This is a genomic window from Winogradskyella sp. 266wxhm, assembly GCF_058964685.1.
On sequence record NZ_CM179559.1, the window covers coordinates 1,494,208 to 1,507,568 of the forward strand.

The 13,361-nt window shown below is 33.1% G+C and carries 15 protein-coding genes; 6 read left to right on the forward strand and 9 right to left on the reverse strand.

Translation table 11 applies throughout. The features are described 5' to 3' along the window. Positions 1-2: 2 nt before the first annotated feature. From AC2H4K_RS06495 to AC2H4K_RS06520, 6 genes are all read left to right on the forward strand, one after another. On the forward strand, positions 3-941 hold the full coding sequence (locus AC2H4K_RS06495) for a 2-hydroxyacid dehydrogenase (protein ID WP_281140488.1): 939 nt from the start codon (positions 3-5) through the stop codon (positions 939-941). Positions 942-950: 9 nt separating this feature from the next. Beyond that, positions 951-1,361: a response regulator transcription factor gene (locus tag AC2H4K_RS06500; RefSeq protein ID WP_281140489.1), complete on the forward strand. Its 411-nt coding sequence runs from the start codon at positions 951-953 to the stop codon at positions 1,359-1,361. A 102-nt stretch (positions 1,362-1,463) separates the two neighbouring features. Next, positions 1,464-1,970, forward strand: coding sequence for a DUF4199 domain-containing protein (locus AC2H4K_RS06505; protein ID WP_281140490.1), 507 nt, complete (start codon positions 1,464-1,466; stop codon positions 1,968-1,970). Between the two features lie 18 nt (positions 1,971-1,988). After that, positions 1,989-2,447 (forward strand): DUF1801 domain-containing protein, encoded by a 459-nt coding sequence (locus AC2H4K_RS06510; protein ID WP_281140491.1) that lies wholly within the window; start codon positions 1,989-1,991, stop codon positions 2,445-2,447. 1 nt (position 2,448) lies between these two features. Next, entirely contained in the window at positions 2,449-2,835 is a 387-nt protein-coding gene (locus AC2H4K_RS06515; RefSeq protein WP_281140492.1) for a VOC family protein, read from the forward strand. A 59-nt stretch (positions 2,836-2,894) separates the two neighbouring features. After that, entirely contained in the window at positions 2,895-3,341 is a 447-nt protein-coding gene (locus tag AC2H4K_RS06520) for a TM2 domain-containing protein (RefSeq protein ID WP_281140493.1), read from the forward strand. Between the two features lie 70 nt (positions 3,342-3,411). Here the strand turns inward: AC2H4K_RS06520 and AC2H4K_RS06525 are convergent, their stop codons facing one another. The 9 genes from AC2H4K_RS06525 to AC2H4K_RS06565 all read right to left on the reverse strand — a co-directional run bounded on the left by AC2H4K_RS06525 (position 3,412) and on the right by AC2H4K_RS06565 (position 13,352). Continuing rightward, positions 3,412-4,062, reverse strand: coding sequence for a carbonic anhydrase family protein (locus AC2H4K_RS06525; protein ID WP_281140494.1), 651 nt, complete (start codon positions 4,060-4,062; stop codon positions 3,412-3,414). A 72-nt stretch (positions 4,063-4,134) separates the two neighbouring features. Next, positions 4,135-5,718, reverse strand: a complete 1,584-nt coding sequence (locus AC2H4K_RS06530; RefSeq protein WP_281140495.1) for a SulP family inorganic anion transporter — start codon at positions 5,716-5,718, stop codon at positions 4,135-4,137. 71 nt (positions 5,719-5,789) lie between these two features. Further along, positions 5,790-6,086 (reverse strand): hypothetical protein, encoded by a 297-nt coding sequence (locus AC2H4K_RS06535; RefSeq protein WP_281140496.1) that lies wholly within the window; start codon positions 6,084-6,086, stop codon positions 5,790-5,792. Positions 6,087-6,132: 46 nt separating this feature from the next. After that, complete coding sequence (locus AC2H4K_RS06540) at positions 6,133-6,894, reverse strand: tetratricopeptide repeat protein (RefSeq protein WP_281140497.1); 762 nt, start codon at positions 6,892-6,894, stop codon at positions 6,133-6,135. Position 6,895: 1 nt separating this feature from the next. Continuing rightward, positions 6,896-8,668: a BatD family protein gene (locus AC2H4K_RS06545; protein WP_281140498.1), complete on the reverse strand. Its 1,773-nt coding sequence runs from the start codon at positions 8,666-8,668 to the stop codon at positions 6,896-6,898. Positions 8,669-8,699: 31 nt separating this feature from the next. After that, positions 8,700-9,536: an aerotolerance regulator BatC gene (locus tag AC2H4K_RS06550; RefSeq protein WP_281140499.1), complete on the reverse strand. Its 837-nt coding sequence runs from the start codon at positions 9,534-9,536 to the stop codon at positions 8,700-8,702. Positions 9,537-9,617: 81 nt separating this feature from the next. Next, positions 9,618-10,655, reverse strand: a complete 1,038-nt coding sequence (locus AC2H4K_RS06555; protein WP_281140500.1) for a vWA domain-containing protein — start codon at positions 10,653-10,655, stop codon at positions 9,618-9,620. Then, positions 10,648-11,652, reverse strand: coding sequence for a vWA domain-containing protein (locus AC2H4K_RS06560; protein WP_281140501.1), 1,005 nt, complete (start codon positions 11,650-11,652; stop codon positions 10,648-10,650). Before AC2H4K_RS06560 ends, AC2H4K_RS06555 begins: the two co-directional genes overlap by 8 nt. After that, positions 11,652-13,352 (reverse strand): hypothetical protein, encoded by a 1,701-nt coding sequence (locus AC2H4K_RS06565; protein WP_281140502.1) that lies wholly within the window; start codon positions 13,350-13,352, stop codon positions 11,652-11,654. The genes AC2H4K_RS06560 and AC2H4K_RS06565 overlap by 1 nt, the downstream gene beginning before the upstream one ends. Positions 13,353-13,361: the final 9 nt, after the last annotated feature.

A 13,361-nucleotide genomic window follows, 5' to 3' on the forward strand; every position in this document is an offset into this window, starting at 1 on the left:
CTATGAAAATTCTTCATTTAGACAGTAACCACGAACTACTCATTGAACAACTCAACACCTTGGGTTTTGAAAACCATGAAGATTTTACATCTTCAAAATCTGAAATTGAAAATAAAATTGCTCTATATGATGGTATTATCATCAGAAGCCGATTTACTATTGACAAAACATTTTTAGATGCTGCTACAAACCTTAAATTTATTGGTCGTGTTGGTGCTGGTTTAGAAAACATTGATTGCGATTATGCCGAAGAAAAAGGTGTGTATCTCATTTCTGCTCCTGAAGGCAATAGAAATGCTGTTGGTGAGCACGCTTTAGGAATGCTACTTTCTCTTTTTAACAAACTCAACAAAGCGGATAAAGAAGTACGCCAAGGCAAATGGCTTCGTGAAGCTAATCGTGGCATTGAACTCGATGGTAAAACCGTTGGTATTATTGGTTATGGTAATATGGGAAAAGCCTTTGCTAAAAAACTACGTGGTTTTGATGTTGAAGTCCTCTGCTATGATATACAGCATGGAGTTGGTGACGCCAATGCCAATCAAGTTATTTTAGAAGAATTGCAATCTAAAGCTGATGTATTAAGTCTTCACACACCGCAAACACCATTAACTTTAAATATGGTGGATGCTAAATTCATCAGTAAATTCAAAAAACCATTTTGGTTAATCAACACTGCAAGAGGTAAAAGTGTTGTGACAAAAGACTTGGTAGAAGCCTTAAAAACAGGTGAAATTTTAGGTGCTGGACTCGATGTTTTGGAGTATGAAAAATCATCATTTGAAAATCTTTTTACTTCAGAAGATATGCCAGAAGCTTTTGAGTATTTAATCAACGCTGAAAATGTTTTGTTGTCTCCTCACGTTGCTGGCTGGACTATAGAAAGCAAAGTAAAACTCGCTCAAACTATTGTTGATAAGATCAAAGCAAAATTTTGCTAATTTTAAAACATGAAGAAAACTATTCTCGTGTTTGGATTGCTAATTTTAGCAATTTTACTACTCTTTCAATTTAGCAAATTTGCTCTAATAACCGGAGATGTTAGTACAGAAATAATTGTATCGGTTATTGCCTTCGTTTTTTTCTTTATAGGTATTTATATCAATAAGAAATCTCTTCGTAAAAAAGATATAGATTCAGCAGAAATAGACACAAACAAAATAAGTGAATTAGAAATTACAACTAGAGAATATGACGTTCTTCAACATATTTCTGAAGGTCTTTCCAATAAAGAAATTGGTGAAAAATTATTTCTCTCTGAAAGCACTATTAAAACTCATGTTTCAAATCTTTTATTGAAACTTAATGCCAAACGAAGAACGCAAGCTGTTCAAATTGCAAAATCTCTGAAAATCATCTAAAAAACAAACTTCTAGACTTTAGTATTAGCTTTTTGGTACTTTAGTATGAGCCCAAAAATGGTGTATACAGATACATTTGCTTTAAACTAAAATTGAAAATATATGAAAAATACAGTGTTGAAATTTGGTGGGTATGGACTCTTACTTGGAGCTATTATTTTTGGTTTAGCTCTAACCTTTGGTAACGGTTTAAGTTATACGACTCAAGAAATTATTGGCTATGGCTCAATGATAGCCTCTTTGTCTTTTGTTTACTTTGGCATAAGACATTATAGAGACAATGTTAATAATGGAAAAGTTACATTTGGTAAAGCTTTATTAATAGGTCTATTAATTTCTGCTTTTGTTGGGCTTGGTGTTGGCTTAATGGATTATTTATATACTACAGTTATAAATCCTGACTTTGCTGAAGAATACTTAGCTATAACCTTAGAAAGTTATGAGACACTCTACTCTGGAGAAGAATTAGCCCTAAAAAAAGCTGAACTGAGTAAACAGATGGAGGACTATGGAGGATCTGGTTTTATGGCATTACTTATGTTTATCACTGTGGTCTTAATAGGATTTATTATATCTTTAATTTCAGGATTGATTCTCCAAAAGAAATAACTACTAAACCACTCTAAAATGCAATACGATGCAATTTCACCTGAGGACTATATTAGTCAAGTTCCAGAAGAGCGACAAGACGCTTTAAAAAAACTAAGAAAAATAATTAATGCTAACCTACCTAAAGGTTTTGAAGAAGGTATACAATACAAAATGATTGGTTACTATGTACCACATTCTGTATATCCAGATGGCTATCACTGTGATCCTAAAATTCCTTTACCTTTCATGAGTTTTGCTTCCCAGAAAAATTCAATCAACTTTTATCATATGGGAATTTATGCAAAAAAGGAATTACTAGATTGGTTTGTTAGTGAGTATCCGAAGCATTGTAAACGCAAATTAGACATGGGTAAAAGTTGTATTCGATTTAAAAACATAGACGAAATACCCTATGAACTATTAGGCGAACTCACCAGAAAAATGTCTAGTGAGGAATGGATAAAAATTTATGAATCAGCATTAAAAAAGAAGTAAAATGAAAAAACGAGTAACAGGAATCGGTGGATTATTTTTTAAAACTACAGACCCAAAAGCCTCAAAAGAATGGTACAAAAAGCATTTAGGTTTTAACACAGATGATTATGGCTGCACCTTTTGGTGGAAAGATAAAGAAGGGAAAGATTGCTCTACACAATGGAGTCCTTTTGCAGAAGACACAAAATATTATGAACCTTCTAAAAAAGACTTCATGTTTAATTATAGGGTTGAAAATCTTGAAGAATTATTAAAAGTTTTAAAAGAAGAAGGTGTAACAATTGTAGGGGAAATGGAGACTTATGAATATGGAAAGTTTGGGTGGATCCTTGATAATGATGGTAATAAAATTGAATTATGGGAACCTATTGATAAGACTTTTCTGTAATGCATTCAATTTTTTTACTAAATTTAAACCGTATAATACTAACCAATTAAAAATTTAAAATGTCTGACGATAACAAAAATTTGGGCGACGATCTTAACGATATGTTAGATGACGCAAAAGATGGTGCAAAAAAAGCATCTGATAACATCAGTAAAAAAGCAAAGGAATTCTCTGACGAAGCCAAAGAAACCGCTAATGAATTTACTCAAGGAGCTAAAGAAGCTTTTGACAAAACAGGTGGTGACAACAAAAAGATTTTAGCCGGAATACTAGGTATAATCTTTGGCTGTTTTGGTGTTCATAAATTTATTTTAGGCTATAGTAAAGAAGGAGGAATAATGCTTGGTGTTACTCTTATTGGTATTGTTTTATCATGTATTGGAGTTGGTGTTTTTGTCGTATGGATAATGAGCATCATCGGTCTTATTGAAGGTATCATTTATCTTACTAAATCTGATGCGGACTTCTACAATACTTACCAAGTTGGAAAGAAGCCTTGGTTCTAAAAATTAAATAGTAAAAATAAAAAAACCAGAACACAAATTCTGGTTTTTTTATTTTTATGTGTTTAAGTTTTTAATAAAACTCAACTTCACCAGTACTAATATCGTACATAGCTCCTACAATTTTAATTTCTCCTTTCTCCTCCATTTCATGCAATATCACACTTTGATTTCTTACGTTTTCTAAAGCCATTTCTACATTCTTTTTAGAAACTGCATCAACAAATTCTAAATTAGACGAGTTACGTTGCGCCTTTTCTTCAGGTTCGTCTACGGCATAAACCGCAGGTTCTATTTTATTGATAAGCGTGGTTAAATTACCCATTCTAGCGTGATCGCAAGCACCTTTTATGGCACCACAACTTGTATGTCCTAAAACAACAATAAGTTTTGTACCAGCAAGTTTACAAGCAAATTCCATACTACCGAGAATATCTTGATTCACAAAATTACCTGCTATTCTTATGCTAAAAATGTCACCCAAACCTTGGTCAAATACCAATTCTGCAGAAACTCTTGAATCTATACAACTCAAAATCGTTGCAAATGGAAATTGGCCTTCAGCAGTATCGTTAACTTGTTCTAGTAAATTTCTATTGGCTTTTAAATTGCTCTGAAAACGTACATTTCCTTGTTTTAAAAATTCCAAAGCCTTTTCTGGAGTCATAGTTGCCTGTGTCTCTCTTGTATGTGCTTTCATATCAGTTTTTCTTTTTTTATTCAAACTCTTAAGTCCTCTAAGACTTCTAAATATAGTTAATTATTATTCTTTGTCTGTATGACCAATAAAAGTTGATCATACATTAATATCTTCTTTTTTCTGTTTAAAAAACGTTACAAAACTATCAGGATTTTCTATTGTTCCTCGTTGCGAATATAGTTTTATATGAATATTTTTCTGTTTTGCTTTCACTGCAAAATCTTCTAGAATTTCAATGACATCAAAATCGAGATATGTTGTTTTTCTAACATCAATTTCTAAATAAGTGTTTTCTGGTAAAGCATCCAATTCTTTCAATATCGTTGCTTTGTTTAAAAACGTAACTTCCTCTGCTAAAGTCATCTTTACATGATGTTCACCTTTGGTATCTTCTTCAACTTTATGTAAAAAGTGACTGTTTTTAAAACTTTGGTATAAAGTTATAAATATTCCAACTGCTAAACCAACTCCAACTCCAACTAATAAATTATATTGAAGAATTAAAACCGTTAAAATAAACGGAACGAATTGTCTCCATCCAGATTTCCACATTTCCTTGAAAATACTTGGCTTTGCTAGTTTATAACCAACAATAAGTAGCACAGCTGCTAAGACTGAAAGTGGAATTTTATTTAATAAAACAGGAATAGTTACAATAGATATTAAGAGCAAGAATCCGTGAATAATGGCACTCATTTTGGTTTTACCTCCACTCTGAATATTCGCGCTACTACGTACAATTACTTGGGTTATTGGTAAGCCTCCTATGAGTCCTGAAACAATATTTCCTGTACCTTGAGCAAGTAATTCTCGGTTAGTTGGTGTTACATTTTTTTCTGGATCTAACTTGTCTGTTGCTTCAACACAAAGTAAAGTTTCTAAACTTGCTACTAAAGCAATAGTGAAAGCCGTAAGCCATACTTCTGGATTTGTAATAGCACTAAATGCTGGAGTGGCAAACTGACCTAAAAAATCGTCTACACTTCCAGGAACTGGAACGTTTACCAAATGCTCTTTAGCAATTCCTAAAGTTGAACTATCCTTTGTCAAAAGATAAAAAACAACACCTACAACTACAGCTACTAATGGTCCTTGAATAATTTGAAAGATCTTTCCTTTCTTAGACAAGACATTGCTCCATAACAATAAAATACCAATAGATATAAATGCAATTAAAGTAGCACCAGGACTTAAGAAATCAGATATCTTGAAGAGTTCTGAGAATGTATTTTCACCATCGCTCTGAAAGAAGTCCCAAGCTCCTTCTGGGTTTTTATCTAAGCCAAAAAAGTGAGGAATTTGTTTTAATATAATAATAATTCCAATACCTGTTAACATGCCTTTAATAACGGATGAGGGAAAATAATACCCAATAACTCCTGCCTTAAGCAATCCAAAAACTATTTGAATAATTCCACCCAAAACTACGGCTACCAAAAAGGCTTCATAGCCTAAACTATTAATGGCAGCAAACACTATAGCTGCTAAACCAGCTGCTGGTCCACTAACTCCAATTTTAGAGCCACTCATAGCGCCAACAACGATTCCACCTATAATACCTGCTATTAATCCTGAAAATAATGGTGCTCCACTAGCTAAAGCTATACCCAAACAAAGAGGTAAGGCTACAAAGAATACGACTATACTTGCCGGTATATCGTTTTTTAAATATTTAAACATAATATGTATTGTTTTGCCAATGAGAATTTCTCATGAGCTATTTTATAATTTTTAGAAGGGATTTATTAAAACTATAAAATATATTCTGGCGGTGGAGAAACTACACTTAGATAAGGCTTAGAGTAGTTTTTAAAAGAAAAGCCTATATGATTTGAGCTAATAAGTTCTTCAAATAAAGCTTGTGAATCCAAAGCGGTAGTTTTGAAAACTATTTTTAGGTTTTCATGCTCTTCTTCCTCATTAACATTGTAAAAACTTGACACGTCGATAGAGCTATCAATAGACATAATAACTGTTGGAGCAGATATTAAAACTAAAAATAGTAATGCCAAATAAAGTGCTTTTATATGTCTTGAGGTTTTTTGCATTTACCTCAAATATAGCATTAAGAATTTAACAAATTCAAAATATAAACTAAAAATCTTTGATTAATCGTAGGTCTTTTGATGGCACCCAACCTGTAGAATTATCTGCTAATTGAATTTTTTTCCAATCTTCGTAGGTTTCTAAAACCTTGACTTTTGTGCCTTCATGAAGTCTAAAAACTTCTTCGCTTGTTTGGTTAGGATCAGTTTTTACCCTACTCTCTTGAACATAGATAATCGCTGGATTATCTTTCTTTTCTAATGCGCTTTTTTGAAATGCCATAGCTACAGAGAATAAGGCTATGAATAAAATAACAACGCTACTTACAAATGCAATTCTTTTCTTGGTTGTTCTATAAGAAAAGTGGTAGGTTAAAAATATTAAAACAAACAAAATAACTCCTACTACGGCTATGATAGCCCAAGTATCGGCAGAAAATGTATTTACAATGTTTTTTGTGATTCTCGCAAAACCAACTTCAGGAACTTTGTCAATTGCATCTATGGTCATATTTTGAGCATAGGCTAGATTATTCTGAATGTCTTTATCGTTTGGCTTAAGCAAAAGCGCTTTTTCGTAATAGTAAATGCTTGGAGCAACATTATTGAGTTTGTAATTGGCATTTGCTAAATTAAAATACAATTCGGCAGAATGTACATCAGTGCCAAGAATTGACTCATATTTGTCTATAGCTTCTGCATATTTACCATCATTGTATAAGGCATTGGCTTCATCAAACAATTGGCTATTATTCTGAGACCAACCCAACAGACTAAAAATATATAGACCTATAAAAATTAGTGTTCTCATACTATCTTAATTGCTTATCAATTAATGAAATTGTCTTAGCTGCCTTTTCATAATCATTCTCCATAGTAACTTGCGTAATTGGTGTATAACGTGCCAATTCACAACTTTCTAAAATAGAAATAAAGTCTGAAATTACAGGTGCTTCAACTTGTCTCTCCGTAAGAATACTTTCTATTTTTTCTTTATTGAAATCACTAGTTTCAATATGCAACTTCGCCTTAAGGTAATTATGCAAAGCTTTTTCTAATGCCACGTAGAATGCTTCTTTTTGTCCTAAAGATTTTTTGGCAGCACCAAGATATTTCTTGGCAAGTTTATCTGCTTTTCTAATTCTGTTACCTTCAACATCTGCCGCACGCTCGTCTTGTTTTCTTCTTATAACAATCGCTAATGGGATTGCTAAAAATGGTACTAATAATAATGACCAAAATGCATTAGACTTAAAGAAAGACTCATTCGTTGTACTTACGAAATCTGTTGATGTTTTTATAAAAGCAAACGTATTTGTATTAGCTTTTACGGCTTGTTTTGTACTTTCTGTGGTAGCATTTTCTTTAGTATTTGTATTTGCCATTGGACCGTCTAACACATCAATTATTATTTCATCGGAAGTAATACGTTGATAACTTTCAGTCTTTAAGTCGAAATAAGAAAATGAAATTGAAGGAATAGGATACTTCCCTTTATATTGTGGGACAATAGTATAAGTATCGGAAATACCACCTTGCATTCCACTTAAGTTTGTGCGAACATTTTCTTTATGCTCTGGCTCATAAACTTCCAAAGAACTTGGAACGGTTAACTTAGGTAATTCAAATAATTTTAAATTTCCTTTTCCTGAAACTTCTATTTTAGCTTGAAGAGATTCCGATGCATCTAACTCAGTTTTTGAGGTTGTAACTTTAAATGAAAAATCCCCAACTGCACCTTTAAAATCTGCTGGCTTACCTTCTTCTGGTAATGGTTTTACATCAATAGTTCTACTACCAGCTGTGACGAGCTTAGGTACTTTTGTCATTAATGGACGTCCAAAAATATCATATCTATTAGTTGGCACTTCAACCGTGATATCCAATACTAATGGCTCTAATTTTAATTTTCCTGTTTTTTGAGGGTACAATACTGTTTTTCTCAGTACAACATAGCGATAATCTTCACCTTTGTATTGCCCTTTTTGAATATTAAGACCCTTTATTTCGATATTCTGACTCCAGAAATCATTATATCTAGGATTGTCCTTTTCTCGCCAACTACTTACACCTGTTTCAGCTGAAACATAAAGTTTATATACTACTGTTATAGCTTCATTGAGATACGGGTCTGATTTAGAAACCTCAGCTACCAAATGGATGTTATCATCAGCAATATCTGAAGCTTGAGGTGGAGCATTAGGCCGATCTACTGCTGCCGTAACCTCTACGGTTACTGGAAAAGTTTTATAGGTTTCACCATCAATCTCTATAGTCGCTTGCTTTATAGTAAAACTCCCTCTTTTTTTGGGGGCTAAAAAGTAGCTATACGTTTTTTTATAAGTACGTTTTCCATTTATCCATGAATTACTCATAGACGTGTTTGGACCTCCAACTACATCAAAATCTGCAAAATTAGGAGGTACAAAATTGTCTCCATCTTGGTTCATTTCAAAATCAATCCTTAGGCGTTCGTTAACACCTAATTTTTTCTTACTGACTTTAGCTTCAAATTTAACTTGAGAAAAAGCTAAACTTGAAGAAAGCATCAGTATTAAAATTGATATGTATTTTGCGATTTTCATTTAGTTAAGGGTTACAAATTATTACAATTTGTTACCAATCTTTTTCAGTTTTTACTTTGGCTCCTTTTTGCTTTTCTGCATTCATCTTTTCCTGAACCTTTTGTTCTTGGTTTTGCATAGCTTCTAGGATATTCTTCATTTGTTGAGGAGACATTTGTCCAGGCTTCGGCTTCTGTTGCTGGTTTTTATTTTGGTCTTCCTTATCTCCTTTACCATCATCCTTTTTATCGTCTTTAGGTTTACCATTTTCATCTTCTTCTTTGTCTCCATCCTTCTTGTCTTGGTCGCCTTCGTCTTTCTTATCTTGATCGTCCTTATTTTCGTCTTGCTTCTTTTCCTGATCTTCTTTATCCTGCTCGCTATCTTGGTTTTCGTCCTCTTTGTTATCTTCACCTCCACCATCGTCTTGTTGCTGTTCTGCACATTCTTTTGCTAGAGCAAAATTATAACGGGTTTCTTCATCTGTCGGATTGTTTCTCAATGCATTTTTATAAGCTTCTACGGCTTCTTTGCACATTTTGTTTTGCATTAAAATATTACCAATATTATGGTAGGCTCTGTGCTTTTCATCTTTAGATGTAGCATTCTTAGCAGCTTCTTCACCTCTAAAAAGAGCCTCCTCAAAACTGCCTTTTCTGAAATAGGAATGTGCTAAGTTATAGGCTCCAACTGCTTTATTAGGTGCTTCGGAAATGGCTTTTCTATATTCCATTTCTGCTTCAACATAATTATCCTCGTTGAGCAATTCATTAGCCTTATACACAAAATTATTAGCGTTTTGCTCTGCTTTTAATTGTGCTTTATTAATTTCTTGAGCGAAACCTGAAAAAAAAGTAAGCAATGCTACAACTACAAAATTTATCTTCATTTTACTTATTTTTTTATTTCCGACTTTATTAATTAAAATTACCAAACCCTTTAATTACTTAGCGTTAAAGAAATTTTAAAGTTAAAAGTTCTCATTAAATAAATTTAATTTCTTTAACCAAGCTGTTTTACGTTCTAAGAAAAAGATATCTACAAACAACAATAAAATACCCAAGGCTAAAAACCATTGAAACTGGTCTTTGAAATCTGCTATTTGTTTCGATTCGAACTCGGTTTTATCCGTTTTGTCCAAAACATCTTTAATAGCCGTAACAACTTCGTTTGTGTTTCTACCGTTAACATAAACTCCATTGGCTTCACTAGCAATTTCTTTCAAGGTTGTTTCGTCTAAGCGTGTAATTACTGTTTCTCCTTTACTATCCTTTTTATAGTTTAAAACAACTCCATTTCGCTTTATAGGAATAGGACCACCTTTTACATCTCCTACACCAACGGTTAAAATTCGGATGCCTTCTTCATTAGCTTCTTCTGCCACATCTATTGCTTCACCATCGTGATCTTCACCATCAGAAATAATGATAAGAATCCTATTAGTTTGTTCTTCATCATCATAATAGGTTTTTGCTAACTGAATTGCTTCGCTGATAGCAGTTCCCTGTGAAGACAGCATATCAGTATTCATGTTTTGCAAGAACATTTTTGCGGAAGCATAATCCGTTGTTATTGGTAACTGCGGAAACGCTTTACCTGCATAAGCTATAATACCAACTCTATCACTCGTTAAGCTATTGATAATTTGCGTAACCAATTGTTTCGATTTATCTAAACGGTTTGGCGCAATATCCTCAGCCAACATACTCTTGGAAACATCTACTGCAAAAACAATATCTACTCCTTGACTCCTAACGGTTTCAAGTTTTGTGCCAATTTTAGGATTGACTAAAGCCAAAGATAAGCATGCAAAAGCTCCACAAAGGACTAGTATTTTTAATACACTTTTAAATGTAGATTGATTAGGACTTAAACGCTTTAATAGAAGGCTATCAGCAAACTTTTTTTGTGCAGATCTTCTCCAAATTTGAAGCATTATAAACAATAGTATGATTACCGGAATAACCAGTAATGTCCAAAACCATATTTTTTCGTCGAATCTAAACAAAGCTTCTAAATATTGTATTTCTAAATAATAATTCGATTAACAAAAGTATACCTGCCGCAAGTACTAGAGGTCTATACTTTTCGTCGTAATTATAATATTTCTTTTCTTCTATTTCTGTTTTTTCTAGCTTATTGATTTCATCATAAATCTCAGCTAATTTTTTATTGTTAGTGGCTCTAAAATATTTTCCACCTGTAACATTAGCAATTTCTTCCAGCAATTTTTCATCAATTTCTACTTGCTGACGACCATATCTGAAAGATCCATCTGGATTAATACCGATTGGTGATAAAGCCATACCATTTGTCCCTAAACCAATAGTGTAAACTTTAATCCCATATTCCATAGCTAACTCACTTGCTATTTTTGGATCTATAAATCCTGAGTTGTTCACACCATCCGTTAAGAGAATGATAACTTTACTTTTAGCTCTACTATCTTTCAGTCTATTTACAGAAGTTGCTAATCCCATCCCTATTGCGGTCCCACTTTCAATGATAGTGTTGTACTTAATATCTCTCAATGATCTAAGCACTATAGATTTGTCACTTGTAATCGGTGTTTTAGTATAGGCTTCACCAGCATATTCAACTAAACCTATTCTATCGTTTGGTCTACCATCTATAAAATCTGATGCAACTTCTTTAAGAGCTTCCAATCTATTTGGACTTAAATCTTTTGCCAGCATACTTGCCGATACATCAATGGCCATAACAATATCAATACCTCTTGTGGTTTTTGTTCTTGTAGATACATCAACTGTTCTTGGTCTGGCTAAGGCTGCGATTAATAACCCTAAAGCCAATAATCGCAAAACAAAAAGTACGTGTTTCAATTTTGACCATTTTGAAGACGTTACTTTAAAGCCTTTGATTGTCGAAATTTTTAATTCTGCTGTTTGTTTGTTATGCTTAAAAATGTACCAAACTATTGCTATTGGCAACAATAGGAACAACCAAAAAAACTCTTTATTTAAAAATTCTATATTGTCAAACATTACTTTTCTTCTTCTACAGCTTCATCTGGGTTTAACTCAATTGAATCTACTATTCTATTTACCATTTCATCTGCATATTCATCGTCAACTGGCCATGTCACCATAATCTGTTGAGCCACATTTTTATTGGCAAAAAATGCAAACATGTAGTTAGCTTTAACCTTATTTTCGGTATTTGGCATTTTTATGCTCATAGTTCCGAAAGTCTTTAAGCCTTCTGCACCATTAGGTGTTATAATCTTATCGTTTTTAACAATAATATCAGTGACACCTTGAGCCTCGAGTAACTTTATGGTTTCCTCAGACATTTTTAAAAGATCAAAAGTAGACTCTTCATTTTTCTGACCTTGTTGACCTGGCGCTTGTTGTTGAGGAACCGTAAGCGTTATGTTATTTACAGTAACACTAAAAACATCTAGTAAAGTTCCATACATAAATGTTGAAACTTTCATTTTTTCATCATCAACCTCAGGCACTTCTAACTCAACACGCTTTAACACTTTAGGAGTTTCTATCCAAACCGGTGGAAAACCGTAGGCACTTTCTACCCAATTGCCTTCTAGAAGTTCTTTGCTTTCATGACCAATAATAGTATCTTTTACATATTTAAAGCCGTATTTAATACCAAAGCCAACAAATGTTGCTACAATTAAGAACAGAGAGATAGCAATGGTAAGGATTACTTTTTTACGCTTCTTTTTGCGTTCTTGCTCTTCCTTGTATTGCTGATCTAATAACTTTTCTTCTTCAGAAGGTTCTGGCAAGCTTTCCTTGACGTGATCTATTTCTTTATCAATGGTTGCTTTATCCATTTCTGCCAAAGCCGTATCGGGTGCAGACTTTGCAAATTTTACTAAATCGGCACGTTTTAAGATAGATTCTATATTGGCAATTGTTTCTTTTGATAATGGTACTTGATTACCTTCTTTGAGTAATTGCAATCTAGTGACAAGTTCATCTGTTGTACTTTCTAAAGCTCTGTCATAAACTTTTTCATCTAGATATTTTCTGATGATAAACGTTAATTCAGAATAAAAATCTTTGACTTCAGAACGCATCAAATATTGGCTTTCATCTAACTTTTTCAAAGCCAGTTTTGCACGATCGTAAGGAGGTAGCAACGCTATTTCCTCTTCTTCGGTTAGTGGTTTTTTTCGCCATATAAACCAATACAGCAAAAATGCAACTAGAAGAATTGCACCCAAAGCAATTAAAAGTGCTATCCAATTAAAATCACTTTGTTCTTCAACTTCAATGATTGGTTTGATGTCATAAAGCTTTTGTTTTGTAGTGTCTACAACTACTGTATTGACGTCGATTCGTAAAGAATCCGTTAGAAATGATTTATCTCCAATGATTATTTTTTGCTGTGGAATAGTGTACGAACCCGAATCAAATTGGGTTAATTTATATATTCTAGACAGTAAAAAGTTTGCTTTTTTCTTTGTTGTATCTATTTCAGTAGCTTCTACAGCTTCTAGAGGCATAAAGGTTTGCCCTTCAGGAAAAACAACTAAAGCTGTTGAATCTGCTTCAACATTAATTTTATAATTAATTTGTTCGCCTATTCTTATTTTGGTCGTATCAACTTCGGTTGTAACCTGAGAAAAAGAGAAAAAAGATGTTAGAACAAAGGCTAGAGATAATAATGTCCTTTTTCCACAAAACTTAAGAATGCTATTTAATTTTATACTTTTCACTTCTTACTT

What these genes read in the sequence shown, in the direction of transcription:
- AC2H4K_RS06495 (WP_281140488.1), top strand. Translation starts at nt 3, where the DNA reads ATGAAAATTCTTCATTTAGACAGTAACCACGAACTACTCATTGAACAA.
- AC2H4K_RS06500 (WP_281140489.1), top strand. Translation starts at nt 951, where the DNA reads ATGAAGAAAACTATTCTCGTGTTTGGATTGCTAATTTTAGCAATTTTA.
- AC2H4K_RS06505 (WP_281140490.1), top strand. Translation starts at nt 1,464, where the DNA reads ATGAAAAATACAGTGTTGAAATTTGGTGGGTATGGACTCTTACTTGGA.
- AC2H4K_RS06510 (WP_281140491.1), top strand. Translation starts at nt 1,989, where the DNA reads ATGCAATACGATGCAATTTCACCTGAGGACTATATTAGTCAAGTTCCA.
- AC2H4K_RS06515 (WP_281140492.1), top strand. Translation starts at nt 2,449, where the DNA reads ATGAAAAAACGAGTAACAGGAATCGGTGGATTATTTTTTAAAACTACA.
- AC2H4K_RS06520 (WP_281140493.1), top strand. Translation starts at nt 2,895, where the DNA reads ATGTCTGACGATAACAAAAATTTGGGCGACGATCTTAACGATATGTTA.
- AC2H4K_RS06530 (WP_281140495.1), bottom strand. Translation starts at nt 5,718, where the DNA reads ATGTTTAAATATTTAAAAAACGATATACCGGCAAGTATAGTCGTATTC.
- AC2H4K_RS06535 (WP_281140496.1), bottom strand. Translation starts at nt 6,086, where the DNA reads ATGCAAAAAACCTCAAGACATATAAAAGCACTTTATTTGGCATTACTA.
- AC2H4K_RS06540 (WP_281140497.1), bottom strand. Translation starts at nt 6,894, where the DNA reads ATGAGAACACTAATTTTTATAGGTCTATATATTTTTAGTCTGTTGGGT.
- AC2H4K_RS06545 (WP_281140498.1), bottom strand. Translation starts at nt 8,668, where the DNA reads ATGAAAATCGCAAAATACATATCAATTTTAATACTGATGCTTTCTTCA.
- AC2H4K_RS06550 (WP_281140499.1), bottom strand. Translation starts at nt 9,536, where the DNA reads ATGAAGATAAATTTTGTAGTTGTAGCATTGCTTACTTTTTTTTCAGGT.
- AC2H4K_RS06560 (WP_281140501.1), bottom strand. Translation starts at nt 11,652, where the DNA reads ATGTTTGACAATATAGAATTTTTAAATAAAGAGTTTTTTTGGTTGTTC.